This window comes from Paraburkholderia aspalathi, assembly GCF_900116445.1.
GTDB classification, from domain to species: domain Bacteria; phylum Pseudomonadota; class Gammaproteobacteria; order Burkholderiales; family Burkholderiaceae; genus Paraburkholderia; species Paraburkholderia aspalathi.
In genome coordinates, this window is sequence record NZ_FPBH01000017.1 from 25,960 (window position 1) to 49,747 (window position 23,788).

Sequence of the window (23,788 nt, forward strand, 5' to 3'; positions counted from 1 at the left end):
AGGTAGGGCGGCCGATATGCCGCAAAACAAACGATTATAAACGCTCAGCGCACGAGACGGCGGCGCGTCGCCGTTTCAGTGTTCCCCGAATGATAAAATCCGCGGATGAAAAAACTCGTCATCCTGATTTCCGGACGGGGAAGCAACATGGAAGCTATCATTCGCGCCTGCGCGGACGAAGGCTGGGCGGCGCAAGTCGCCGCTGTGATTGCCAACCGTCCTGACGCCGCGGGCCTTGCGTTCGCAGCGTCGCACGGCATTGCCACGGCGGTGGTCGACCACCGCCAGTTTCCCGATCGCGACAGTTTCGACGCCGCGCTGGCGCAAGAAATCGACAGCTTCGCACCTGATCTCGTCGTGCTCGCCGGCTTCATGCGGGTGCTCACGGCCGGTTTCGTCGACCATTACGCCGGACGCATGCTGAACGTGCATCCGTCGCTGCTGCCGAGCTTTCCGGGCCTGAAAACCCATCAACAGGCACTTGACGCCGGTGTGCGGCTGCACGGCGCGTCGGTGCATTTTGTCACGTCGCAGCTGGATCACGGGCCGATCGTCGCGCAGGCGGCCGTCCCCGTTGAGGCTGGCGACACCCCCGCCACGCTCGCCGAACGCGTGCTGGCAACCGAACACATTATCTATCCACGCGCGGTGCGCTGGTTCGTCGAAGGGCGTCTTGCTCTCGACGGCTTGCGTGTCACGCTTACGCCGCCGGAGCCGCAATGGCTCTTTGCCGGTCACACCGCCGGAGAGGGCGCATGAGATTACATGGTTTTTTGATTGGACAAACCGAGACTTTGCTGGCTGAAGTCCTGAAGCTGAATGGCCCGGCCGACGCCACGACGAGCCGCTTTTTCCGCGCGCATCCGAAGCTCGGGCACGGCGAGCGCGGCGTAATCGCCGAGGCGGTCTTCGCCGTACTGCGCCGCCGGATGGAATTCGCCCATCTGGCCGAAGGCGGCGCGGGCAGCCCGGCGCGCCGCATGGCCTTGCTGGGATTGATGCAGACAGCCGGCCGCACGGCCCTCAAGCCGTTCTTGACCGATACCGAATCGCACTGGCTCGAACACGTCGCGAAGATCGACCCGGAGAGTCTGCCGCTGCGGATTCGCCTGAATCTGCCCGACTGGATCTATCAGGCGCTTTCCAAGCGCTTCGAACCCGCGGAGCTGGCGCAGCTGGCCGCTGCGCTGAACTATCCGGCGCCGCTGGACCTGCGCGCGAACCCGATCAAGGCAAGCCGCGACGACGTGCTGAACGCGCTGTCGAAGGCCGGCATCGAAGGTGGCGCGACGCCTTTCGCTCCGTTCGGCGTGCGGGTGGTCGGCAAGCCGCCGCTTACCAAGCTGGACGCGTTCCAGCACGGCTGGGTCGAAGTCCAGGACGAGGGCAGCCAGCTGCTGTGCTCGCTGGTCGCCCCCAAGCGCGGGGAAATGATCGTGGACTTCTGCGCTGGCGCCGGCGGCAAGACGCTGGCGCTGGGCGCGGCGATGCGTTCCACCGGGCGTCTGTACGCCTTCGACGTCTCCGAGCGGCGTTTGGCCAAGCTCAAGCCGCGCTTGGCGCGTAGCGGGCTGTCGAACGTGAATCCGGTGCTGATCGATAGTGAGCACGATGCCAAGATCAAGCGTCTCGCCGGCAAGATCGACCGGGTGCTGGTCGACGCGCCGTGCAGCGGGCTGGGTACGCTGCGTCGTAACCCGGATCTGAAGTGGCGCCAGTCGCCGGAATCGGTCGCCGAACTGGCGCCGAAGCAGGCGTCGATTCTGGCCAGCGCCTCGCGTCTGGTGAAGAAGGGCGGCCGTCTCGTCTACGCAACCTGTTCGATTCTGGAAGCGGAAAACGAAGCCGTCGTGCAGCAATTCCTCGCCGACCATCCGGACTTCGCATTGGTGCCGGCGCGCGACGTGCTCGCTGAGCAGCGCATCGAGCTGGAAATGGGCGATTACCTGTCGTTGTGGCCGCACCGCCACGCTACTGATGGCTTCTTCGCAGCCGTGCTGGAACGCCAGAGCTAAACGCAACCGGCTATCTGTCGGCGCAACCGGGTTCCTTTTCTGAATTGAACCCCGCTGCGCCGGCGATTTCGGCGACATCATGCAAAACCGCATTTTTCCTCATATGTTCGGCGACCTCGCGCGCGACTTCGGCCAGCCGGTGATGCTGTGGCAGGTCGGCGTCCTGCTCGTGACGCTCGCCATTGCCTGGCTGCTCGCGCGCCTGTTGCGCCGCACGCTCGATCTGCGGCGCCAGACGCGTTATCAGACCCTGCGTTTCGGCGCGGAGAGCCTGAACCGCGCATTCTTTCCGTTGATCGGCGCGGCGCTTGTGTGGGTCGCACAGGCGATCACCAGCCAGTTCATGCACACCGCGCTGCTCGATCTGGCGCTGGTGCCGCTGTTCGGTATCGGCCTGATTTACATCGTGTTTTTCTTCGCGCGACGGGTCTTCAGTCAGGACGGCGCGAACCATCCGTGGCTGTTCCTCGTCGAGAAAATCGTTTCGCTGGTCGTCTGGATCGGCATGGTGCTTACCGTGATGGGCATCCAGGACGACGTGATCACGTGGATGGGCAGCGTGCGCTTCCGGGTCGCGAATGCGCACATGACGCTGCTTTCGCTTACCACGGGGCTTCTGTGGGTGTGTGTGACGATGATCGTCGCGATGTGGCTCGGCGCCACGTTCGAAGATCGTCTGATGCGCTCAAAGACGCTCGACGCCAACCTTAAGGTGGTGGTGGCGCGAGTCGGGCGTGCTGCGTTCGTGCTGGCGGCCATCCTGATCAGCCTGTCGCTGGTCGGCATCGACATCACGGTACTGGGCGTGTTCGGCGGTGCGCTGGGTGTCGGGCTCGGGTTCGGTTTACAGAAGATCGCCAGCAACTACGTCTCGGGCTTCATCATCCTGATCGACCGCTCGCTGCGCATCGGCGACACGATCAATGTCAGCGGCCTGCAGGGCATGGTCACGCAGATCCGCACGCGGTATACGGTGGTGCGCGGTCTCGACGGCATCGAAACGCTGATTCCGAACGAAAAGCTGATTACGGACGTGGTGCAGAACCAGTCGTCCTATCTGACGCGCGGCTACGCCAAGGCGGCCGTGCAGGTCGCCTACTCCACCGACGTGGAGCAGGCGATGGCGTTGCTCGCCGAGGCCGCTCAGGGCGTCGCGCGGGTGTTGCAGGAACCGGCGCCTACGCCTTATCTGGTTGGCTTCGGCCCCGACGGCATCAACCTCGAACTGGGTTTCTGGATCGAAGATGCGGCAACAGGCACGTCAGGCGTTCGCTCGGCCGTGAATCGCAACATCTGGCGTCTGTTCTCCGAACACGACATCGCAATTCCTTTCGCGCAACGCGAAGTGCGAATCGTCGGCAACATCAGCGACGCGATGCCGCAAGCGGTAACAATGACCGCTCCCGCGGCCAATCAGGCGGACAGCGCCCACTGACGGGCACTGCGAACGCGCCGGAGGTCCAAAAACGACCTCCGGCGCGTTCCATCTGGTTGATAGCGCACAAAAAATCCCTATTTGTTACAAACACTTGGAACGCTTCAAGTAGAATATCGTCCAATCCCGCTGTATGCTTTCACTTTCTTGACACGCGCATTTCGCGTGTGTCTGGCGTCTCTTGTTCCACAGGTAAATTGCCTTGTTGAATTCCTTGCTCGATTTCCTTGCTCACGGTTTGCTGCACTTTTCGTGGTGGCAACTTGTGCTGTACACGCTGGTCGCGACGCACATCACGATCATTGGCGTAACGGTCTATCTGCATCGCTGCCAGGCGCACCGCGCGCTGGAGCTGCATCCGATCGTCAGTCATTTTTTCCGCTTCTGGCTGTGGATGACCACCGGCATGCTGACCGGCCAATGGGCCGCGATTCACCGTAAGCACCACGCCAAGTGCGAGACCGAAGAAGATCCGCACAGCCCGCAAACGCGCGGCATCTGGAAGGTGCTGCTCGAAGGCGCGGAACTGTACCGTTCCGAAGCCAAGAATGAAGAAACGATGCGCAAGTTCAGTCACGGCACGCCGAATGACTGGATGGAACGCAACGTCTACACCAAGTACCCGATCCTCGGGGTGAGCCTGATGATGGTGCTGAACGTCGCGCTGTTCGGTGTCGTCGGCCTGACGATCTGGGCCGTGCAGATGGTGTGGATCCCGTTCTGGGCGGCTGGCGTGGTGAACGGCCTCGCGCACTGGTGGGGCTACCGCAACTTCAACTCGTCGGATGCCAGCACCAACATCTTCCCGTGGGGCATCATCATTGGCGGCGAAGAACTGCACAACAACCACCACACGTATGCGACGTCGGCCAAGCTGTCGAACAAGTGGTACGAGTTCGATATCGGCTGGATGTACATCCGCATCATGTCGGCGTTCCGTCTGGCCAAGGTGAAGAAGATCGCGCCTACGCCGCGTCTGACCACCGGCAAACTGGTTCTCGATCAGGATACGTTGCAAGCCGTGCTGGCAAACCGCTATGAAGTGATGGCGCGTTACGGCAAGGCGCTCAAGCGTGCTTATCGCCAGGAACTGGCACATCTGAAGGAAGTAGGCGCACGCGAGAAGTATCAGGTGATGCGCGGTGCGCGTAGCTGGTTCCACAAGGAAGAAGCGGGTCTCGATGAGCCGCAGAAGCGCCAGTTGCCGCAGATCTTCGCGAACAGCCAGAAGCTCAAGACCTACATCGACATGCGCAATGAACTCGCGGCGATGTGGGAGCGCTCGAATGCGTCGCGCGACCAACTTCTGGTTCAGTTGCAAGACTGGTGTCATCGCGCGGAACAGAGCGGTATCAAAGCACTGCAGGACTTTGCAATGCGTTTGCGCCGTTATGCCTGATCGTATGCCTTAGCGCGAAATCTATTAAAATTTCGTTACGTCACAAAACCCCGCGTTGGCGGGGTTTTGCTTTTTGGGCCGCGGCAATTTCAACGACACACGATTGACAGTCCGCGGCGGCAGAGCGAAGGCAGAGGAGATCATGGATCAGCAGGCGATCAGGACCGTCGAATACGACCGGCCACAGGCGCAGGGCACGACCTGCGGGATCGGGCAGGCGTGGGCGAAGGTGCCCGACGTGCCGTCGGCGGAACAGAAGGTGGCGCTGAAAGAGCGCATCCGCGCATTGCTTAAGCGCGAGAAAGCCGTGCTCGTCGCGCACTACTACGTCGACGCGGAACTGCAGGAACTCGCCGACGAAACCGGCGGTTGCGTGGCCGACTCGTTGGAAATGGCGCGCTTCGGCCGCGATCACGAGGCGCAGACGTTGGTGGTGGCGGGCGTGCGCTTCATGGGTGAGACGGCGAAAATCCTGAGTCCGGACAAGCGCATTCTGATGCCGGATCTCGACGCGACCTGTTCGCTCGACCTCGGCTGTCCGGTCGATGAATTCTCGGCGTTCTGTGACGCGCATCCGGATCGCACGGTGGTCGTGTATGCGAATACCAGTGCGGCAGTCAAGGCGCGCGCGGACTGGATGGTGACGTCGTCGATCGGGCTGGAAATCGTTGCCGATCTGCACGCACGCGGCGAAAAGATCATCTGGGCGCCGGATCGGCATCTCGGTAGCTATATCCAGAGCAAGACCGGTGCGGACATGCTGCTGTGGCAGGGCTCGTGTCTCGTGCACGACGAATTCAAAGGCATCGAACTCGATCTGCTGCGCGCCGAGTATCCGGGCGCGAAAGTGCTGGTGCATCCGGAGTCGCCGGCTAACGTGGTCGCGCAAGCAGATGTGGTCGGCTCGACCACGCAGTTGATCGACGCCGCGCAAAAACTCGACGCGACGCATTTCATCGTGGCGACCGATCTCGGCATTCTGCACAAGATGCAGCTCGCCGCGCCGGGCAAGACGTTGATCGCCGCGCCCACGGCCGGCAACAGCGCGACCTGCAAAAGCTGCGCGCATTGCCCGTGGATGGCGATGAACGGCCTCGCCAATCTGGCCGAGGTGCTCGAACGCGGCCACAACGAAATCTTTGTCGATCGAGCGATCGGCGAGCGCGCGCGTCTGCCGATCGACCGGATGCTCGACTTCGCGGCGCGTCACAAGAAGCGCGTGCAAGCCAGCGGCGATCTCGCACGCGACGCGCAACTGTATTCGAACGTGGGAGCGGCGTAATGGGGGCGGTTGAAGGGGCAGTTGAGCGCAATCAGGTCGAGGCGGTATCGCCGCTGTTCGCGGAGATTCATGCGCAGTACGGCGCGGCATTCGATGCGGCGTTGGCGCGTAACGTCGCTGACGCGCTGGCAGAAGATGTTGGCGCAGGTGATCAAACCGGCCGCCTTGTTCCTGCGGACGACGTGCGCGATGCACGCATCATCGTGCGTGAAGATGCCGTGCTGTGCGGCGTGCTCTGGTTCAACGCGGTGATGCGCCAGGTCGATCCGCGCATCGAAGTGCAGTGGCGTTATCGCGAGGGCGATCGGATGACCGCGGATACGCCGGTCTGCGAACTGCGTGGCCCTGTCCGTGCGCTGTTGACTGCGGAACGCAATGCGTTGAATTTCTTGCAGCTGCTGTCGGGCGTGGCGAGCGCAACGCGCCGCTATGTCGACGCAATCGCCCACACTCAAACGCGCATCCTCGATACGCGTAAGACCTTGCCGGGCTTGCGGCTCGCGCAGAAATACGCCGTGCGCGTGGGCGGCGGTGCGAATCAGCGGCTCGCTTTGTACGACGGCATTCTGATCAAGGAAAACCACATCGCTGCAGCGGGCGGTGTCGGGGCCGCAATGGATGCGGCGCTCGCGCTGAATGCAGGCGTGTCGATTCAGATCGAAGTCGAAACGCTCGCACAATTGGAAACTGCGTTGGCGCATCGCGCCCAATCCATTTTGCTGGATAACTTTTCGTTCGACGCGATGCGCGAAGCAGTGCGTATCACGGCAGGGCGGGCGGTGCTGGAAGTGTCTGGTGGGGTGAACTTTGAGACGGTGCGTACCATCGCGGAAACGGGTGTCGACCGCGTGTCGATCGGCGCGTTGACCAAAGATGTACGTGCAACGGATTACTCGATGCGGATCGTTTGAGCCGCGCGCGCCTAAGCGTTCGCAATCAATGAAAAAGCCATCGCAGGGAAACCGGCGATGGCTTTTTCACTTCAGCTTCAGAAATCACACGTTGCGGTTACGCACATGTTCCGGCGATAGCACAGTCGGCAGCGCTTTCGGCAACGTCGCCGGCCAATCGCGGCTAAAGTGCAAGCCGCGGCTTTCGCGCCGTGAGCGAGCGCCTTCGACGATCAGCGACGCCACGTCGACCAGATTGCGCAGTTCAAGCAAATCGCGGCTCACCTTGAAGTTCGCGTAATACTCATGAATCTCGTCACGCAGCAAGGCGAGCCGATGCTTGGCTCGCGCCAGCCGTTTGTCGGTGCGCACGATGCCGACGTAGTTCCACATCAGGCGGCGCAGTTCATCCCAGTTGTGCGCGACTACCACTTCTTCGTCCGGATCGGACACACGGCTTTCGTCCCAGTCAGGCAGCGGAGCATGGACGGCGGCGCTGAAGCCTTCTTCCTCGATCGCCTGCGCGGCGGAGCGCCCGATCACGAGACACTCGAGCAAGGAATTGCTGGCAAGCCGGTTCGCACCGTGCAGGCCTGTGCATGACGTTTCACCGACCGCATAGAGACCGGCGAGATCAGTCCTGCCGGCCAGGTCCGTCACGACGCCACCGCACGTGTAGTGCGCGGCGGGCACAACCGGAATCGGCTCTTTGGTGATGTCGATGCCGAATTCCAGGCAGCGGGCCAGAATCGTCGGGAAGTGCTCGCGCAGGAATTCGGGCGGCTGATGGCTGATGTCGAGATAGACGCAGTCGATGCCGCGCTTCTTGATCTCGAAGTCGATTGCGCGCGCGACGATGTCGCGCGGCGCGAGTTCGGCGCGCTCGTCGTGGTTCGGCATGAAGCGCGTGCCGTCCGGCAGCTTCAGAATGCCACCTTCGCCGCGTACCGCTTCCGAGATCAGGAACGACTTCGCATAAGGATGGAATAGGCAGGTGGGATGGAACTGGATGAATTCCATGTTCGACACGCGGCAGCCGGCGCGCCAGGCCATTGCGATGCCGTCGCCGGTCGCAGTGTCGGGGTTGGTGGTGTACAGATAGACCTTGCCGGCGCCGCCGGTGGCGAGCACGGTATGCGGCGCTTCGATTGTCACGGTGCGGCCGCTTTGCAGATCGAGTGCATACAGACCATGGCAGCGACGCCCCGGCAAACCGAGACGGTCGGACGTGATCAGGTCGATCGCGTAGTGGTCCTCGAGCAGGGTGATGTTCGGGTGGCGGCGTACACGTTCGCTGAGCGTGGTGACCACGGCATGTCCCGTTGCATCCGCAGCGTGAATGATCCGACGATGGCTGTGGCCGCCTTCGCGTGTCAGATGAAAGCCGAGTTCGGCTGCGTCGTCTTTGGTGAACGGCACGCCTTGCGCGATTAGCCATTCGATCGCAGCGCGGCCATGCTCGACGATAAAGCGCGTCGCCGCCTCATCGCACAGGCCGCCACCGGCGATCAGTGTGTCGCGCACGTGGTTTTCGATGCTGTCTGCCGAATCAAGAACGGCGGCGATTCCTCCTTGCGCCCAATCGCTCGCGCCTTCGGTCATCGATCGCTTGGCGACCACCGCAACCCGCCGGGTCTCCGCGAGGTTGAGCGCGACGCTCAAGCCTGCCAGACCGCTACCGACAATCGCTACATCGAATTCCATCGCCTGCATCTCCGTCTTTCGTTTTGCCATGACGGCATGCTGTGTGCATGCCGCTAAAACGAGAAAGGATACGCGTCGCGACGAATGAGGGAAAGCTGGCCGAACGGGATAAGACTGTCCTAAGTGGGCAAAGGACAGCTAATCAGCGCGATATTGGGAAGTTGAAAACAAAAAAGCCTCGCACGAATGCGAGGCTTTTTTGCGAATCTTTTTGCCTTCGTCAGGCAGGAGCCAAGATTTATTTAATCTTGGTTTCCTTGTAGTCAACGTGCTTACGGACGACCGGATCAAATTTCTTGATCAGCATCTTTTCCGGCATGTTGCGTTTGTTCTTCGTCGTCGTGTAGAAGTGACCCGTGCCTGCGGTCGATTCCAACTTGATCTTGTCGCGTGCGCCTTTCGCCATGATTTACTCCTTAGGCTTCACCGCGTGCGCGCAGATCTGCGAGCACAGCGTCGATACCGTTCTTGTCGATCAGGCGCAGGCCGGCGTTCGAAACGCGCAGACGCACCCAACGGTTTTCGCTTTCCACCCAAATACGGCGGTTTTGCAGGTTCGGCAGGAACCGGCGCTTGGTTTTGTTGTTCGCGTGGGAAACGTTGTTGCCGCTCATCGGCGCTTTCCCAGTTACTTGGCATACGCGTGCCATGAGAGCACTCCTAATACGCTAATTCTGAGTTCGAACGCCGTGAAAGTTTCCCGAAAAGAGCCGCGCTTGAGAGTTTATTGAAACTCGAGGCACGTTTCCTTTCCGGAACGCCTTGGTGGCTTCGGAACAGGGGGTTGGAAATAGGCAAACCGGAATTCTAGCAGAAAAAAAGCCGCAAAATCAAACCTTATTTGCGATGCTGAACTCGGCACGACGTTGCTGCGACCCTGGTTGGCGCCGTGTCAGGGCCAGCCGGCGCGGGCAAACGAGTACGTGTGATCCGCGCCGATCACCAGATGGTCGATCAATTGTACGTCGATCAGCGCAAGGGCTTCGCGCAGCGTATGCGTCAGCCGGCAGTCGCTAGCGCTCGGCTGGACGGCGCCGGAAGGGTGATTATGCGCGACGATCAGGCTGGCCGCATTCAGGTTTAGTGCCCGCCGCACGATTTCGCGCGGATAGACGGCCATGCGCGTGAGCGTGCCTCGGGCGCTCTCCTCGCAGCGGATCAGGCGGTGGCGGGCGTCGAGAAAGAGCGACAGGAAGACTTCGTGGGGACTTCCGCCGATACGAAGGCGCAGATAGTCTTGCACGGCCTCAGGCGAGTTCATTAGCGAGCGGTCACGCATTTTATCGACCAGCGAACGCCGCGCCATTTCCATAATGGCCATCAGCTGGGTTTTTTTCGCCGGCCCGATACCGCGCAGGCCGTCGAAGTCCGAGTAAGTTGCGTCGAGCATGGCGCGTAGCGAGCCGAAGCGGTCGAGCAGGGTGCGTGCAACGTTGAACACGTCGTGGCCCGGCAGCCCCGCGCCGAGCACCAGCACGATCATTTCGGTGTCGGACAGGACGCTGGGCCCTTCCTCGATCAGCCGCTCGCGTGGCATGTCGTTCTTGTGCCATTTGCCGCGTACAAGCGGCCGGGTCAGAGGTGTGGCGCCGTCCGCGGCGGCTTTGGCAGAGCTGACACTGGCTTCCGCTGCAGTGTGACCAGCCGCGGCGCCAGCGCGTGGCGGCGCCGGGGCGGGGGCCGCGAGTACGGCGGCGTCGGGCGCAGCGGGCTCCGGCAACGCCGCTTCCAGTGTCGCTTCGTCCATCGTGCAGGCATAGTCAGCCATATAGATATACATCCTCCAGTTCGGATTTGTGGCGGCGCGCGGTGCGCGGCCGTGCCGCGATGCGCGCGACGGCCAAGCCGCCGCCCGCTATGTGGCTTACAATAGACGCTTTGCGCACGGCACCCCGAGGGTTTGCCACGCGCGTCAACTGCGGCGTCAACTGCGCCCGCGGCGCACGCGTGCAGAGCGCTTCGACTGAGCGAGCATTGCATGAGCATCATCGACATTTCCGAAGTGAAACCCGGTTCACACGTCACGCTTCATTACCGGCTTTCCCTTGCCGATGGCGCCGAAGTCATCAATACGTTTACCGACAATCCGGCTACGCTGCTGCTCGGCGCGGGTCAACTGGCGCCGCCGCTGGAAGACATTTTGCTGGGTTTGAAGGTGGGCCACCATTCGACCTTTCAGCTAACGCCGGGTCAGGCGTTCGGTCCGCGCAATCCGGAGTTGATCCAGCGGGTCTCGCTGGCCACGCTGCGCGAAAACAGCATGATCGGCGAGGATTTTTCGCCGGGTGACCTGGTCGAATTCAACGCGCCGGGTGGCGGCCGCTACGCGGGCGTCCTCAAGGAAGTTGGCGAGACGTCGGCGTTGTTCGATTTCAACCATCCGCTTGCCGGCCAGGCGCTGGCGTTTGAAGTGAAAATCATCGGGATTCTGTAAACATGAGCATCACGGATACGACTCTTGCCGAAACCGAGATCCTGCTGGCGCAGCCGCGTGGGTTCTGTGCCGGCGTCGATCGGGCCATTGAAATCGTAGAGCGGGCCATCAAGCTGCACGGCTCGCCGATTTACGTGCGCCACGAAATCGTCCATAACGCCTATGTCGTCGAGGATTTGCGCAAGAAGGGCGCGATCTTCATTGAGCAACTGGAAGAAGTGCCGGCCGGCAATACGGTCATTTTCAGCGCGCATGGCGTGTCGAAAGCGGTGCGTTCGGAAGCCGAGTCGCGCGGCCTGCGTGTGTACGACGCCACGTGTCCGCTCGTGACCAAGGTGCATATCGAAGTCGCGAAAATGCGCCAGGACGGCTTCGACATCGTGATGATCGGCCACAAGGGCCACCCTGAAGTCGAGGGCACGATGGGGCAGGCGGGCGAAGGCATGCATCTGGTGGAAGACATCAAAGACGTGCTGGCCTTGCAGTTGGCCGATCCCGAGCGGATCGCGTTCGTGACGCAAACCACTCTGTCGGTCGACGACGCAGCCGAGATCATCGGCGCCCTGAAGGCGAAATATCCGGCGATCCGCGAGCCGAAGAAGCAGGACATCTGCTACGCCACGCAAAACCGCCAGGACGCGGTCAAGTTCATGGCGCCGCAATGCGACGTCGTGATCGTGGTTGGCAGCCCGAATAGTTCGAACTCGAACCGGTTGCGCGAGCTGGCCGAAAAGCTTGGTGTGCCTTCCTATATGGTTGACTCGCCAGACCAGATCGATCCGGTATGGGTCGAAGGCAAGCGCCGGATCGGTGTGACGGCGGGCGCCTCGGCGCCGGAAGCGCTGGCGCAAGCGGTGATTGGCCGGTTGCGTGAGCTTGGCGTGCGCAACGTGCGCGCGCTCGACGGCATCGAGGAAAACATCGCGTTTCCGCTGCCGCGCGGGCTGGGTCTGCCTGCCTGACAATCAGCCAACGTTTCTGAAAGGAAAGCGCGCCCAAGGGCGCGCTTTTTTTACGTCCGCAGATTCGTGGGCCCGTCCAAAATAAAGTGCCAGATCAGCGTCCTGGGCCGTTTTAAGTGTTCTCCCACACAAATTCCTTTGAATTGTGATTTGGCTTTTAAACAATTTTTCGGCGATGTGGCCCCGTTTAAATCGTTTCAAACGTGTTGCCCCGATTTTTGACGCACTAAAATAGTGCGCGCGTTACGATATCAATGGAAACGTAATACTTAACGCGAACCACGGCGCAATCAGGGATCGGGCCAGATCGCTGCAACACTTGATGCCATTGGGTGCGACGATGGTGCAACTGATGCACGAAAAATAGTCGCAACCCGGTTGCGCCTTTTGCGGAATTCCTCTCTCAAAATAAGGTTGCAATGCAGGAAAACCCCACCGTTTCAACAATATTGCCCGTCGCATAATTGGAGTTACAATGCGCGCGTTCTCAAGGCCTCCGGGTCCCGAACAATAGATTTTGCAAGGCGCAGGAGACCTACTTAATGCGAGTCAAGTTTGCTTACGCCGTGTCCATCGTGACCGCGGTTGCGATGTTGACCGCGTGCGGCAAAAAGCAGGAAGGCGAGGCGGGAGCAGGTGCATCGGCTGCCACGGCGGCAGCGGCACCGGCGAGTGAAGCAACTGTTGTGAAGATCGGTCATGCGGCCCCATTGACGGGCGGCATTGCGCATCTTGGCAAGGACAATGAAAACGGCGCGCGTCTGGCGGTCGAGGAAATCAATAAGCAGGGCTTGACCATCGACGGTCACAAGATCCAGTTGGAGCTCGACGCACAAGATGATGCAGCGGACCCGAAAACGGGTACGGAGGTCGCTGAAAAATTTGTCGACGATCACGTTGTCGCCGTGGTCGGCCACCTGAATTCAGGTGTCTCGATTCCGGCGTCAAAGATCTATAGCGATGCCGGGATCGTGCAGATCTCGCCGTCGTCGACAAATCCGGGGTACACGCAGCAAGGTTTCAAGACGACTTATCGGGTGGTCGCGACCGATGCCCAGCAGGGCCCGGCGCTGGCCAACTACGCGACGAAGGTGCTCGGCGCGAAACGCATCGCGATTGTCGACGACTCGACCGTATACGGTAAGGGACTGGCCGACGAGTTCGCGAAGACGGTACAGGCGAGCGGGGCGAAGATCGTCGCGCGTGAAGCCACGAATGACAGGGCTACGGAGTTTCAGGCCGTCCTTAAAAAGATCAAGAGTGTTCAGCCGGACGTGATCATGTTCGGCGGAATGGACGCAACGGGCGGGCCGTTTGCCAAACAGGCGGCGGCGCTCGGTATCAGGGCAAAAATCCTTGGCGGCGACGGTGTGTGTACCGACAAGGTGGGTGAGCTGGCGGGAACCGCCGTGCAAAACCTGGTCTGTTCGGAGGCGGGACTCGCGCTTTCGAAAATGGACAAGGGAGCGGACTTCGAACAGAAGTACGTAGACCGCTTCCACACACCGGTGCAGATTTACGCACCGTTCACGTATGACGCTGTGTACGTGATTGTCGATGCAATGAAGCGCGCTAATTCTATCGAGGCGCCCAAGGTGCTGGCTGCGATGCCGTCCACCGATTACAACGGGGTAATCGGCCACATCGCGTTCGACGACAAGGGTGATTTGAAAGAGGGCGCCATTACGCTTTACGACTTCAAGGACGGCAAGAAAGCGGTTCTCGACGTCGTGAAGATGTGATGACGGGACGTACAGCCTGACGGCACCGAAACCACCCAACGGTGCCGTTTTTGCATCCGCCATCGATTCGTCCACGACTGCATCCCAGTCGTAAGGCGAGCCGGGCAGCGGATAACCCTTACCGGTCTTTTACATCAGTACCCGCAGTGCCGTTGAGATTGGCGTACCGCATCACCGCCCACCGGCTGATGAAGAACGCGAATCCAGTCGCACGGGCTAAGGAGCATTAAATGGATATCTTCATCCAGCAGGTCCTCAACGGGCTGGTGCTTGGCAGCGTTTACGCCATCATCGCACTGGGCTATACGATGGTTTACGGCATTCTGGGCATCATCAACTTCGCGCACGGCGATGTGTTGATGGTGGGCGCGATGGTTGCGCTCTCAGCCATAGGCGTGCTTCAGAACCACTTCCCCGGCCTCGGCAATGTGCCGACGCTCATCATCGCGTTGATCATCGCGGCAGTGGTTTGCTCGCTGGTCGGCTACACGATTGAGCGCGTGGCCTACCGGCCGTTGCGTAAAGCACCGCGTCTCGCCCCGCTGATCACCGCGATCGGTGTGTCGATCCTGCTGCAAACCCTCGCGATGATGATCTGGTCGCGCAACCCGCTGCCGTTCCCGCAGCTGTTGCCTACCGACCCGATCAACGTGATCAAGGCCACCGACACGACGCCTGGCGCCGTGATCTCGATGACCGAAATCGTGATCATCGTGGTGGCGTTCCTCGTGATGGGCGGTCTGCTGCTGCTGGTCCACAAGACCAAGCTCGGCCGCGCGATGCGTGCGATCGCTGAGAACCCGGGCGTTGCCAGCCTGATGGGCGTGAACCCGAACTTCGTGATTTCGGCGACCTTCATGATCGGCTCGGCGCTGGCCGCTCTTGCCGGCGTGATGATCGCGTCCGAATACGGTAACGCACACTTCTATATGGGCTTCATCCCAGGTTTGAAGGCCTTTACCGCGGCGGTGCTGGGCGGGATCGGCAACCTCGGCGGGGCAATGGTGGGCGGCGTGCTGCTCGGCCTGATCGAACAGTTGGGGGCGGGGTATATCGGCAACCTCACGGGCGGTGTATTCGGCAGTAACTACCAGGACGTGTTCGCATTCATCGTGCTGATTATCGTGCTGGTGTTCCGTCCGTCGGGCCTGTTGGGCGAACGTGTTGCTGATCGAGCATAAGGAGTAGACAGACATGACCTCAATTCAACCGATCGAGCCGTCCACGACGCTCATCCCTGAAAAGAACCTGACGAAGACGCTGACCGTCGGCATCATCACCGCGATCTTCGTGATCGCGGCACCGATGATCATCGGCGCGGCAGGCGGCAACTACTGGGTCCGCGTGCTCGACTTCGCGATGCTGTACGTGATGCTCGCGCTGGGTCTAAACGTGGTGGTTGGCTTCGCCGGCCTGCTGGACTTGGGCTACATCGCGTTCTACGCAATCGGCGCCTACGTTGCTGCTCTCCTGAGCTCGCCGCACCTGACCTCGCAGTTCGAGTGGATCGCGCACCTGTTCCCGGGCGGCCTGCATACGCCGATCTGGATCATCGTGCCGATCGCGATGGCGCTAGCCGCGACCTTCGGCGTCCTGCTCGGCGCGCCGACGCTGCGTCTGCGTGGCGACTATCTCGCGATCGTGACCCTGGGCTTCGGGGAAATCGTGCGGATCTTCATGAACAACCTCGACCGTCCGGTGAACATCACCAATGGTCCGAAGGGGATCACGGGGATCGATCCGGTCAACGTCGGGGGTTTCAGCCTCGCGCAAACCCACTCGCTGTTCGGCTTGCAGTTCCCGTCTGTGTACTCGTACTACTACCTGTTCGTGTTGTGCGCGCTGTTCGTGATCTGGACCTGTACGCGTTTGCAGCACTCGCGGATCGGCCGCGCATGGGCCGCTATTCGTGAAGACGAAATCGCCGCCAAGGCAATGGGCATCAACACCCGTAACGTGAAGCTGCTGGCTTTCGCGATGGGCGCGTCGTTCGGCGGCCTGTCGGGCGCGATGTTCGGTTCGTTCCAGGGCTTCGTGTCGCCGGAATCGTTCACGTTCTGGGAATCGGTCGTGGTGCTGGCCTGCGTGGTGCTGGGCGGTATGGGCCACATCCCTGGCGTGATTCTCGGTGCGGTGCTGCTCGCCGTGTTCCCGGAATTCCTGCGCTCGACGATGGGTCCGCTGCAGAACGCGATCTTCGGTCATGAAATCGTCGATACCGAAGTGATCCGTCAGTTGCTGTACGGCCTCGCGATGGTCGTGATCATGCTGTACCGCTCGGAAGGCCTGTGGCCGTCGCCGAAGCACGAAGACAAGATTGCGAAACTGGCGAAGCGCAGCGGCAAGAAGCCGGTGCGTGCCTAACGGACGGAGAAAAATATGAGCGATAACATTCGACTGTCCGTCAAGGGCGTGAACAAGCGCTTCGGCGGCCTGCAGGCGCTGTCCGACGTCGGCCTGCAGATCAAGTCGGGCCAGATTTACGGCCTGATCGGCCCGAACGGCGCCGGCAAGACGACCTTCTTCAACGTGATCACGGGTCTGTACACGCCGGATTCGGGCGAGTTCAAGCTCGACGGCACGGAGTACACGCCGACCGCCGTCTATCAGGTGGCGAAGGCGGGGATTGCGCGTACGTTCCAGAACATCCGTCTGTTCGGCGGTATGACTGCGTTGGAAAACGTGATGGTCGGCCGTCATGTGCGTACCAAGCATGGTCTGATCGGCGCGGTGTTCCAGACACCGGCCGAGCGCAAGGAAGAGCGCGAGATCAAGGAACGCGCGATCGAACTGCTGGAATACGTCGGCATTGCGCAGTACGCGGACTACACGTCGCGCAATCTGTCGTACGGTCACCAGCGCCGTCTGGAAATCGCCCGCGCGCTGGCAACGGATCCGAAGCTGCTCGCACTGGATGAACCGGCTGCCGGCATGAACGCAACGGAAAAGGTCGAGCTGACCAAGCTGCTCGACAAGATCCGCAGCGACGGCAAGACGATTCTGCTGATCGAACACGACGTGAAACTGGTGATGGGTCTGTGCAACCAGATGACGGTGCTCGACTACGGCAAGGTGATTGCGCAAGGTCTGCCTTCAGACGTGCAGAAGGATCCGAAGGTGATCGAAGCTTATCTGGGTGCGGGGGTCCACTAATGGCAACGGCAATGTTGAAAATCAAGGGCCTGCAGGTCAATTACGGCGGCATCCAGGCAGTCAAGGGTATCGATCTCGAAGTTGCGCAGGGCGAACTGGTCACGCTGATCGGCGCGAACGGCGCAGGCAAGACCACGACGATGAAGGCGATCACGGGTCTGAAGCCGTATTCGGCAGGCGATATCGAGTACATGGGTGAGTCGATCAAGGGCATCCCGGCGCACGAGCTGCTCAAGCGCGGTCTCGCGATGGTGCCGGAAGGCCGCGGGATTTTCTCGCGCATGTCGATCGTCGAGAACATGCAGATGGGTGCGTATCTGCGCAACGACACCGACGCCATCAAGGCAGACGTCGATCGTATGTTCGGCTTTTTTCCGCGCCTGAAGGAACGTGCGACGCAATATGCGGGCACGTTGTCGGGCGGCGAACAGCAGATGCTGGCAATGGCGCGCGCGATCATCAGCAAGCCGAAGCTGTTGTTGCTGGATGAGCCGTCGATGGGTCTGTCGCCGATCATGGTCGAGAAGATCTTCGAAGTGGTGCGGGCGATCTCGGCTGAAGGCATGACGGTGCTGCTGGTCGAGCAGAACGCGCGTCTCGCGTTGCAGGCGGCGAACCGCGGCTACGTGATGGACTCGGGCCTGGTGACGATGTCCGGTGATGCGAAGCAGATGCTGGATGATCCGAAGGTGCGGGCAGCTTATCTGGGTGAATAACTCGGGTTAAATTTGCTGTAGACGCAAAAAGGCCGCATGCGCGATCGAAGCGCATGCGGCCTTTTTCTATTCAGGCGATTGCCTGCGCCTAAGCCGCCGGTGTTTCCGCCAGTTCACCCAATCGTTTGCCGAGACTGATCACCGCATCCGCACGATACCCGAGCGCTTCATAGAACGTGCGCACGTCGTCCTTCGCGGAGAGCACCTGCAAGTTCAGCTTCGGGCAGCCACGTTCGGTCAGCGCGTTTTCGACATGGGCGACGAGGCGCGTGCCGATGCCGTGACGTCGCAACGATTCATCCACCGCGAGCGAATACAGCCAGCCTCGGTGCCCGTCATAACCGCCCATCACCGTGCCGACGATGCGCTCGTCGAACACCGCGACAAAGAACAGTTCGGGTTGCGTCGCCAGCTTGTTGGCGATCGACAGATGCGGATTGCGCTGTGGTCTCGTCACGTCCCGATACTCGGGGAACGCTTCCTGCCACAGCGCGACCACGGCGTCGGTGTCGCTCGCTTCGAAGCGGCGGATCGATAGCGTTGCGGTCGTCGTCATACGCGCTTTCCTGTGTGATTACAGCGTGTCGAGAATCGAACGCAGCATCGCCATCATCTGGTCGATTTCTTCATTCGTGACGTTCAGTGCCGGCATGAAACGCAGCAGGTTCGGACGCGCCGCGTTCAGCAGCAGGCCGTCGGGCTGCATCAGGCGAGCCTTCTCGACGATCTGGTTGCCGATGTCCTTGCCGAGCAGCAGGGCGCGCAGTAGACCTTCACCGCGTTCGCCTTCGAAGCCGCGCTCTTCCGACAGTTCGAGCAGCTTGGCGCGCAGATATTCGCCGCGTGCACGCACGCCTTCGAGGAAGCCCGGCGCGGTCAGCTGCGAGATCACCGAGTAGCCGACCGCAGTCATCAGCGGATTGCCGTTGTAAGTACCGCCCTGGTCGCCTGCTTCGAACACGGCGATTTCAGCTTTGGCGAGCAGCGCCGCGAGCGGCACGCCCCCACCGATGCCCTTGCCGAGCGTCATGATGTCCGGCTCGATGCCCGACAGTTCATACGCGAACAAGGTGCCGGCGCGGCCGCAACCGCTTTGCACTTCGTCGACGATCAGGAGCAGGTTGTGTTTCTTGGTCAGCGCGCGCAGTTGCTGCATGAACTCGTGCGTGGCGGGAATCACGCCGCCTTCGCCCTGAATCGGCTCCAGCATCACCGCGACGGTCTTCGCATTGATCAGCTTTTCGACCGATGCGATGTCGTTCAGATCCGCCTTCGGGAAACCCGGCACTTGCGGTGCGTAGATCGTGTCCCAACCCGGCTTGCCGCTTGCCGACATGGTGGCGAGCGTGCGGCCGTGGAAGCTGTGATCGAACGTGATGATTTCGAACGCGCCGTCCTTGAACTTCTTGCCCCACTTGCGCGCGAGCTTGATTGCGCCTTCGTTCGCTTCGGCGCCGCTGTTCGCGAAGAACACCTTGTCGAAGCAGCTGTGCTGGGTGAGCAGTCCGGCGAGCTTCGCCATCGGCTCGTTGTAGAAGGCCGGCGACGGATTCAGCAGCAGCTTCGATTGCGTGTTGAGCGCTTCGATCATGCCGTCGTTGCAATGGCCGAGGCTGTTGACCGCCCAGCCCTGGATGAAATCCAGATATCGCTTGCCGTTATTGTCGTAGAGCCACGAGCCCTTGCCGTGCGTGAAAACGATTTCGGGCCGGTTCGTGATGTACATCAGCGACTCGATCGGGTACTCATTGAAATTCATGACGGCAAGCTCCAGACAGCGGGGTGAAGGGTGAGTGAGCGGTTGGCCTCAAATGAAGCAGCGGCCGGTGAAAACAAAAAAAGCAAACAAAAAAGCCACGGCATGCCGTGGCTTTCATGATTCGAACTGCTTGCGCCGTTGTGCGGCGCGAATCCGTGACGAAGCCAGCGGCGCCCCTAAGGGAGCGGCGAGCGGCGACGTCGGAGTTCGGACTGGATGCGGTTCATGCGCGAAAGAATACGACAAGAAAAGCGCTGGTGTAAACCATGAATTTGCATTGGGCGGATATTTTTTGTCCGCAGCGGCAGACCAGGTTGTACGCCGATTATGAGATCGGCGGCTGACTAAAATGTGACATTGGCTGTTTGAGCGGCTGTCCGGCAGGGCGGAACAAGCCGGCATAAAGCGGTACAAACGGCCGCCAGAAATGCAAATGGGCGCTCAGGAGAGCGCCCATTTTTAAATCAGGAAGCCGGGGGTCCGCCCATCCGAAGATAGCTGCCGACGCTGATCCCGACTTATCGCAAGCAACTCTAAAAGCACAGGAGCCAAAGGTCAATGAAGCACCTGACAGATGAAGAAATTACTGCAGTCGCCGCACTGCTTTCGGGCGAATGTCTCGGTACGTTTCAGGCAATGGCAGGCAGCACTCGTGCAGCCGTCGCTCTTCATCAGGAGATGTTGCAGCTTGCCGGTGCACTGATGAGCGTTACTGCGGTGGTCGAAATCGCACTGCGCAAGCTGCTCAAGCCAGAGCATGCGGCGCTAGAAAATCAGGCGCACGCGTTGCAGATCAGACTCGACGCGTTCGTCCGTGCAAATCATCCATGCGCAAAGCACGGCCATATGCATAGCCGTGCTTTCAGAACTCCGCTTCGCGAGCATCGACGCACCTGCGCCGATGCTACGCACTCCCTCAAACCGCGTTCGCCAGATCCGCCGCGCTCGTGAAGGAGTCCGCGTAGAACTCCTCTTCCGGCAGCCCATGATGCTGGGTGAAATCGCGCTGTGCCGACTCGACCATCACCGGTGCGCCGCACGCGTACACCTGATACGGCGACAGGTCCGGCAGATCCTCGATCACCGCGCGATGCACGAAGCCGACGCGACCCGTCCACGCGTCGCCCGCGTCCGGTTCCGACAGCACCGGCACGAACTTGAAGTTCTGAATCTCGCGAGCCCATTGCTCGGCGAGCTCGAGCAGGTACAGGTCCTTCTTGCGGCGCGCGCCCCAATAAAGCGTCATGGGCCGGTTCAGGTTCTTGAACACCGCATGTTCGACGATCGCCTTCAGCGGCGCGAAGCCCGTGCCCGAGGCCAGCAGCACGATCGGCTTGTCCGAGTCTTCACGCAGGAAGAAGGTGCCGAGCGGGGCTTCGAAGCGCAGGATGTCACGCTCTTTTATCGTGTTGAACACGTGGTCCGTGAATGCGCCGCCGGGCATATGACGGATATGCAATTCGATCGGGCCTTCGGTGTGCGGCGCGCTCGCCATCGAATAGCTGCGGCGCTTGCCGTCTTTCAGAATGAATTCGAGGTACTGGCCGGCCAGATATTGCAGACGCTCGTTAGCGGGCAATTGCAGCTTCAGCACGACGACGTCGTCGGCCTTGCGCTCGATCGCGTTCACGCGGCATGGCAGTTTCTTGACCTGCACATCGCCTACGCCGGCTACTTCGCGGATATCCACTTCGAGATCGGAGCAGGCCGTCGCGCAGCAGAAGAGGGCCATGCCGCGCGTCTTTTCGTCGTTCGACAAAGCCGACGACGAATGCTGACGCTGTTCGATCTGACCGCTGACCACGGTGCCTTTGCATGAGCCGCAGGCGCCGTTCTTGCAGCCGTACGGCAGACCAATGCCCTGGCGCAAGGCCGCGATCAGGACCGGTTCGTCCTGTTCCACCTGAAACTGCCGGCCGCTTTGCCGGAGCGTGACGTTAAATGCCATAGAGTGTTCGAAATCGAAAAGTCGGTAATCGTTATCGGACCCGCTGTGCAACTGTGCGGTACCTGCCGCGCTTGACGGCTACAATGCGTCCACCATGAAAGCGACACGAAATTTACGCCGGCCGCGCGTGTTGATTGTTGGCTGCGGGGACGTTGGCATGCGCTGCGTGCCCCTGTTGCGGCCACACGCGCATGTCTTCGCGCTCACCAGCCACGCCGAGCGCGGTGCCGAATTGCGCGCCGCCGGCGTCACGCCGCTGGTCGGCGACCTCGACGCGCGCCGCAGCCTGAAACGGCTTGCCGGCCTCGCGCCGACGGTGCTGCATCTCGCGCCACCGCAAAAGACCGGCGACGATGACCGCCGCACCCGCGCTTTGCTCGCTACGTTGAGCACACGCCGTGATCGGGCGATGCGCGCCGCGCGCGGCGCGGTGGCGCCGGTAGGGCGGCTGCGCCGCGAGTTGCGCAACATGAGTGCCTCATGGGCGGAATCTGAAGCAGCCAATATTGTACCCGACAGGGTGCGCTGGACCGCCGCTCCGCAAGTGCCTGTGAGGCTGGTGTACGCGAGCACGACAGGCGTGTACGGCGATTGTGGCGGCGCGTGGATCGACGAGACGCGCGCGCCGCAGCCGGCCAATGCACGCGCCAAACGGCGCGTCTCGGCCGAGCGGCAATTGCGGCGCGCCACCGCGCGAGGTGTGGTCGCTGCCAGCATCGCGCGGATTCCGGGCATCTATGCAAGCAACCGCCTGCCGCTCGCGCGGCTGGAAAAGCGTACTCCTGCCCTGATCGACGCCGACGACGTCTACACCAACCATATCCACGCCGACGACCTGGCCGCGATCCTCGTGCGTCTCGCGACACATGGGCGGCCGGGGCGCGTGATTCACGCGTCCGACGATACGTCGCTGAAAATGGGAGAGTACTTCGATGCGGTGGCCGATGCGTTCGGTCTCGAGCGTGCGCCGCGCATTACGCGGGCAGAGGCGGAGCAGCAGATCGAGCCGACCTTGCTGTCCTTCATGCGTGAATCGAGGCGGCTCGTGAATCGGCGCCTCAAAGAAGAGTTGCGCGTGCGCTTGCAATATCCGAGTGTCGCGGATTTTTTCGCGAAGCGTGGAAATTGAAAACGCGCCGGCAGGCGGCGCGTTTTCAAGGTATTCGGCCGAGGGAAAATCAAATGCTCGCTGCGCCAGGTATGACCCGGTCAGATTCCCTGCCGCGCTGGCTTACGTCAGCGCCGGCAATGCCTCCAGCAACAGGAAACACAGCATGGCGCCGATCAGCGCGCCGATCAGGTTCGGATGATATTTGTGCCGCAGCCGCATCATGACCAGCAGTCCGCCGACCAGGACGATCCCGAGACACGTGAAAGCAATCATCACGGTCGAAATTTGAATAGTGTCGTGGATGACCATGGCGCCCCTCCCTGAGACCTTTGTAGTCTTCGTTTAAACGAGTATAGAGCGACTTGTAAGGAAGAGCATGCTGCGATGCAGCGTGCAATCAGGTGTCCGCGAGAGCCTATGTGTGGGGGCGCACACGATTCTCCTGACGCATCAAGGCTCTAAAGGGGTCCTACCTGTTTACCCGCTCCGTAAAGATCCGAGGTCGGTTTCGTCGAGCCATTGCCACGCACCTTCCGCGAGCGTCGCGGGCAACGTAAGTCCGCCAATCCGCTCTCGATGCAGCGCTTCGCACCGGTTGCCCGCTGCCGCGATCATCCGCTTGACCTGGTGATACTTGCCTTCCATCACGGTGAGGGCCAGCGCGTGCTCACCGCGCGCCTCGGCGTCGACGGCGACGATCGGCTTGGGCTCGCCGTGCAGCAAGACGCCGTCGCGCAAGGCATGCAACTGGGCGTCGTCGATGGGATGACGCGTGGTCGCGATATACAGCTTCGGCACTTTGCGTTTCGGCGACGTGAACATATGCACGAACTTGCCGTCGTCGGAGAGCAGCAGGAGGCCGGTCGTGTCCTGATCGAGGCGGCCCACGCACTGCACGCCGCGTTCGGCGAACTGCGGCGGCAGCAGGCTGAACACGCTCAGATGATGCTGCGGATCGCGCGAACATTCGTAGCCGGCAGGTTTGTTCAGCAACAGATAGGCGTGCTCGCGATACGGCCAGACGACTCCGTCCACGCTGAAGCAGAACGTGCTGTCATCGGTTGGGAAATCGGCGTCGGCATCGGCGCAGACGGAGCCGTCGATGCTCACGCGGCCGTCGCCGATCAGCGCCCGGCATTGGCGGCGCGAGCCGAAACCTTGTGTGAAGAGGATGCTTTCGAGATTCATGGCGAGCGAAGAATAACACCGCAAGAAGCGGAGCGCCGCGCCGCGCCTTA

At 61.2% G+C, this 23,788-nt stretch carries 24 protein-coding genes; 15 read left to right on the forward strand and 9 right to left on the reverse strand.

Translation table 11 applies throughout. The features are described 5' to 3' along the window. Positions 1–105: 105 nt before the first annotated feature. The 6 genes from purN (at position 106) to nadC (ending at position 7,042) form a co-directional block, all read left to right on the forward strand. Positions 106–759: a phosphoribosylglycinamide formyltransferase gene (gene purN, locus BM438_RS23950; protein WP_093638893.1), complete on the forward strand. Its 654-nt coding sequence runs from the start codon at positions 106–108 to the stop codon at positions 757–759. Next, positions 756–2,015, forward strand: coding sequence for an RsmB/NOP family class I SAM-dependent RNA methyltransferase (locus BM438_RS23955; protein ID WP_093638896.1), 1,260 nt, complete (start codon positions 756–758; stop codon positions 2,013–2,015). Before purN ends, BM438_RS23955 begins: the two co-directional genes overlap by 4 nt. 79 nt (positions 2,016–2,094) lie before the next feature. Next, the gene (locus BM438_RS23960; RefSeq protein ID WP_093638899.1) at positions 2,095–3,450 is read left to right on the forward strand and encodes a mechanosensitive ion channel family protein; all 1,356 of its coding nucleotides are present in this window, start codon (positions 2,095–2,097) and stop codon (positions 3,448–3,450) included. 202 nt (positions 3,451–3,652) lie between these two features. Continuing rightward, positions 3,653–4,849: a DesA family fatty acid desaturase gene (locus BM438_RS23965; RefSeq protein ID WP_054042639.1), complete on the forward strand. Its 1,197-nt coding sequence runs from the start codon at positions 3,653–3,655 to the stop codon at positions 4,847–4,849. A 142-nt stretch (positions 4,850–4,991) separates the two neighbouring features. Further along, positions 4,992–6,131: a quinolinate synthase NadA gene (gene nadA / locus BM438_RS23970; protein ID WP_093638902.1), complete on the forward strand. Its 1,140-nt coding sequence runs from the start codon at positions 4,992–4,994 to the stop codon at positions 6,129–6,131. Continuing rightward, complete coding sequence (gene nadC, locus BM438_RS23975) at positions 6,131–7,042, forward strand: carboxylating nicotinate-nucleotide diphosphorylase (RefSeq protein ID WP_093638905.1); 912 nt, start codon at positions 6,131–6,133, stop codon at positions 7,040–7,042. The genes nadA and nadC overlap by 1 nt, the downstream gene beginning before the upstream one ends. An 84-nt stretch (positions 7,043–7,126) precedes the next feature. Here nadC and nadB read toward each other — a convergent pair whose 3' ends face one another. The 4 genes from nadB to radC all read right to left on the reverse strand — a co-directional run bounded on the left by nadB (position 7,127) and on the right by radC (position 10,493). After that, positions 7,127–8,725: an L-aspartate oxidase gene (nadB, locus tag BM438_RS23980; protein WP_093639273.1), complete on the reverse strand. Its 1,599-nt coding sequence runs from the start codon at positions 8,723–8,725 to the stop codon at positions 7,127–7,129. Positions 8,726–8,963: 238 nt separating this feature from the next. Beyond that, positions 8,964–9,131: a 50S ribosomal protein L33 gene (gene rpmG, locus BM438_RS23985; RefSeq protein ID WP_006050116.1), complete on the reverse strand. Its 168-nt coding sequence runs from the start codon at positions 9,129–9,131 to the stop codon at positions 8,964–8,966. A gap of 10 nt (positions 9,132–9,141) precedes the next feature. Further along, positions 9,142–9,375, reverse strand: coding sequence for a 50S ribosomal protein L28 (gene rpmB / locus BM438_RS23990; protein ID WP_007180631.1), 234 nt, complete (start codon positions 9,373–9,375; stop codon positions 9,142–9,144). A gap of 242 nt (positions 9,376–9,617) precedes the next feature. Continuing rightward, positions 9,618–10,493: a RadC family protein gene (gene radC / locus BM438_RS23995; protein WP_234487508.1), complete on the reverse strand. Its 876-nt coding sequence runs from the start codon at positions 10,491–10,493 to the stop codon at positions 9,618–9,620. A 210-nt stretch (positions 10,494–10,703) separates the two neighbouring features. Here radC and BM438_RS24000 point away from each other — a divergent pair, with 210 nt between their 5' ends. From BM438_RS24000 to BM438_RS24030, 7 genes are all read left to right on the forward strand, one after another. Further along, positions 10,704–11,159 carry an FKBP-type peptidyl-prolyl cis-trans isomerase gene (locus BM438_RS24000; protein WP_054042637.1) on the forward strand — a complete coding sequence of 152 codons (456 nt, stop codon included), beginning with the start codon at positions 10,704–10,706 and terminating at the stop codon, positions 11,157–11,159. 2 nt (positions 11,160–11,161) lie between these two features. Further along, positions 11,162–12,121, forward strand: coding sequence for a 4-hydroxy-3-methylbut-2-enyl diphosphate reductase (gene ispH / locus BM438_RS24005; protein ID WP_093638909.1), 960 nt, complete (start codon positions 11,162–11,164; stop codon positions 12,119–12,121). A 542-nt stretch (positions 12,122–12,663) separates the two neighbouring features. Next, positions 12,664–13,863 carry a branched-chain amino acid ABC transporter substrate-binding protein gene (locus BM438_RS24010; RefSeq protein WP_093638912.1) on the forward strand — a complete coding sequence of 400 codons (1,200 nt, stop codon included), beginning with the start codon at positions 12,664–12,666 and terminating at the stop codon, positions 13,861–13,863. 230 nt (positions 13,864–14,093) lie between these two features. Continuing rightward, complete coding sequence (locus tag BM438_RS24015; RefSeq protein ID WP_074282431.1) at positions 14,094–15,044, forward strand: branched-chain amino acid ABC transporter permease; 951 nt, start codon at positions 14,094–14,096, stop codon at positions 15,042–15,044. 13 nt (positions 15,045–15,057) lie between these two features. After that, entirely contained in the window at positions 15,058–16,227 is a 1,170-nt protein-coding gene (locus tag BM438_RS24020) for an ABC transporter permease subunit (protein ID WP_093638915.1), read from the forward strand. Between the two features lie 15 nt (positions 16,228–16,242). Next, positions 16,243–17,016, forward strand: a complete 774-nt coding sequence (locus BM438_RS24025; RefSeq protein ID WP_054043663.1) for an ABC transporter ATP-binding protein — start codon at positions 16,243–16,245, stop codon at positions 17,014–17,016. Further along, the gene (locus tag BM438_RS24030; RefSeq protein ID WP_093638918.1) at positions 17,016–17,732 is read left to right on the forward strand and encodes an ABC transporter ATP-binding protein; all 717 of its coding nucleotides are present in this window, start codon (positions 17,016–17,018) and stop codon (positions 17,730–17,732) included. The genes BM438_RS24025 and BM438_RS24030 overlap by 1 nt, the downstream gene beginning before the upstream one ends. Positions 17,733–17,820: 88 nt before the next feature. On the opposite strand, the gene BM438_RS24035 is transcribed toward BM438_RS24030, so the two are convergent. Both BM438_RS24035 and BM438_RS24040 read right to left on the reverse strand, forming a co-directional pair. After that, positions 17,821–18,288 (reverse strand): GNAT family acetyltransferase, encoded by a 468-nt coding sequence (locus tag BM438_RS24035; RefSeq protein ID WP_093638921.1) that lies wholly within the window; start codon positions 18,286–18,288, stop codon positions 17,821–17,823. An 18-nt stretch (positions 18,289–18,306) separates the two neighbouring features. Then, positions 18,307–19,491, reverse strand: a complete 1,185-nt coding sequence (locus tag BM438_RS24040; protein WP_093638923.1) for an acetylornithine transaminase — start codon at positions 19,489–19,491, stop codon at positions 18,307–18,309. A 558-nt stretch (positions 19,492–20,049) separates the two neighbouring features. On the opposite strand from BM438_RS24040, the gene BM438_RS24045 reads away from it, so the two are divergent. Beyond that, positions 20,050–20,442: a hypothetical protein gene (locus tag BM438_RS24045; RefSeq protein ID WP_093638926.1), complete on the forward strand. Its 393-nt coding sequence runs from the start codon at positions 20,050–20,052 to the stop codon at positions 20,440–20,442. On the opposite strand, the gene BM438_RS24050 is transcribed toward BM438_RS24045, so the two are convergent. Further along, positions 20,408–21,439 (reverse strand): CDP-6-deoxy-delta-3,4-glucoseen reductase, encoded by a 1,032-nt coding sequence (locus tag BM438_RS24050; protein WP_093638929.1) that lies wholly within the window; start codon positions 21,437–21,439, stop codon positions 20,408–20,410. The two genes, BM438_RS24045 and BM438_RS24050, sit on opposite strands and share 35 nt — an antisense overlap. 94 nt (positions 21,440–21,533) lie before the next feature. On the opposite strand from BM438_RS24050, the gene BM438_RS24055 reads away from it, so the two are divergent. Next, positions 21,534–22,568 carry an NAD-dependent epimerase/dehydratase family protein gene (locus BM438_RS24055; protein ID WP_093638932.1) on the forward strand — a complete coding sequence of 345 codons (1,035 nt, stop codon included), beginning with the start codon at positions 21,534–21,536 and terminating at the stop codon, positions 22,566–22,568. 102 nt (positions 22,569–22,670) lie between these two features. Here the strand turns inward: BM438_RS24055 and BM438_RS24060 are convergent, their stop codons facing one another. Both BM438_RS24060 and BM438_RS24065 read right to left on the reverse strand, forming a co-directional pair. Beyond that, positions 22,671–22,859 carry a hypothetical protein gene (locus BM438_RS24060; protein WP_093638935.1) on the reverse strand — a complete coding sequence of 63 codons (189 nt, stop codon included), beginning with the start codon at positions 22,857–22,859 and terminating at the stop codon, positions 22,671–22,673. A gap of 168 nt (positions 22,860–23,027) precedes the next feature. Continuing rightward, the gene (locus tag BM438_RS24065) at positions 23,028–23,738 is read right to left on the reverse strand and encodes a pseudouridine synthase (RefSeq protein ID WP_093638938.1); all 711 of its coding nucleotides are present in this window, start codon (positions 23,736–23,738) and stop codon (positions 23,028–23,030) included. Positions 23,739–23,788 lie beyond the last annotated feature (50 nt).

Bases quoted from the DNA above. Each gene is read 5' to 3' on its own strand.
- BM438_RS24000 (WP_054042637.1), top strand. From the start codon at position 10,704: ATGAGCATCATCGACATTTCCGAAGTGAAACCCGGTTCACACGTCACG.
- nadC (WP_093638905.1), top strand. From the start codon at position 6,131: ATGGGGGCGGTTGAAGGGGCAGTTGAGCGCAATCAGGTCGAGGCGGTA.
- radC (WP_234487508.1), bottom strand. From the start codon at position 10,493: ATGGCTGACTATGCCTGCACGATGGACGAAGCGACACTGGAAGCGGCG.
- nadA (WP_093638902.1), top strand. From the start codon at position 4,992: ATGGATCAGCAGGCGATCAGGACCGTCGAATACGACCGGCCACAGGCG.
- BM438_RS24035 (WP_093638921.1), bottom strand. From the start codon at position 18,288: ATGACGACGACCGCAACGCTATCGATCCGCCGCTTCGAAGCGAGCGAC.
- BM438_RS24015 (WP_074282431.1), top strand. From the start codon at position 14,094: ATGGATATCTTCATCCAGCAGGTCCTCAACGGGCTGGTGCTTGGCAGC.
- BM438_RS23955 (WP_093638896.1), top strand. From the start codon at position 756: ATGAGATTACATGGTTTTTTGATTGGACAAACCGAGACTTTGCTGGCT.
- BM438_RS24060 (WP_093638935.1), bottom strand. From the start codon at position 22,859: ATGGTCATCCACGACACTATTCAAATTTCGACCGTGATGATTGCTTTC.
- BM438_RS24065 (WP_093638938.1), bottom strand. From the start codon at position 23,738: ATGAATCTCGAAAGCATCCTCTTCACACAAGGTTTCGGCTCGCGCCGC.
- BM438_RS24040 (WP_093638923.1), bottom strand. From the start codon at position 19,491: ATGAATTTCAATGAGTACCCGATCGAGTCGCTGATGTACATCACGAAC.
- BM438_RS24050 (WP_093638929.1), bottom strand. From the start codon at position 21,439: ATGGCATTTAACGTCACGCTCCGGCAAAGCGGCCGGCAGTTTCAGGTG.
- BM438_RS24010 (WP_093638912.1), top strand. From the start codon at position 12,664: ATGCGAGTCAAGTTTGCTTACGCCGTGTCCATCGTGACCGCGGTTGCG.
- ispH (WP_093638909.1), top strand. From the start codon at position 11,162: ATGAGCATCACGGATACGACTCTTGCCGAAACCGAGATCCTGCTGGCG.
- nadB (WP_093639273.1), bottom strand. From the start codon at position 8,725: ATGGAATTCGATGTAGCGATTGTCGGTAGCGGTCTGGCAGGCTTGAGC.
- purN (WP_093638893.1), top strand. From the start codon at position 106: ATGAAAAAACTCGTCATCCTGATTTCCGGACGGGGAAGCAACATGGAA.
- BM438_RS24025 (WP_054043663.1), top strand. From the start codon at position 16,243: ATGAGCGATAACATTCGACTGTCCGTCAAGGGCGTGAACAAGCGCTTC.
- rpmG (WP_006050116.1), bottom strand. From the start codon at position 9,131: ATGGCGAAAGGCGCACGCGACAAGATCAAGTTGGAATCGACCGCAGGC.
- BM438_RS24020 (WP_093638915.1), top strand. From the start codon at position 15,058: ATGACCTCAATTCAACCGATCGAGCCGTCCACGACGCTCATCCCTGAA.
- rpmB (WP_007180631.1), bottom strand. From the start codon at position 9,375: ATGGCACGCGTATGCCAAGTAACTGGGAAAGCGCCGATGAGCGGCAAC.
- BM438_RS24045 (WP_093638926.1), top strand. From the start codon at position 20,050: ATGAAGCACCTGACAGATGAAGAAATTACTGCAGTCGCCGCACTGCTT.
- BM438_RS24030 (WP_093638918.1), top strand. From the start codon at position 17,016: ATGGCAACGGCAATGTTGAAAATCAAGGGCCTGCAGGTCAATTACGGC.
- BM438_RS23960 (WP_093638899.1), top strand. From the start codon at position 2,095: ATGCAAAACCGCATTTTTCCTCATATGTTCGGCGACCTCGCGCGCGAC.
- BM438_RS24055 (WP_093638932.1), top strand. From the start codon at position 21,534: ATGAAAGCGACACGAAATTTACGCCGGCCGCGCGTGTTGATTGTTGGC.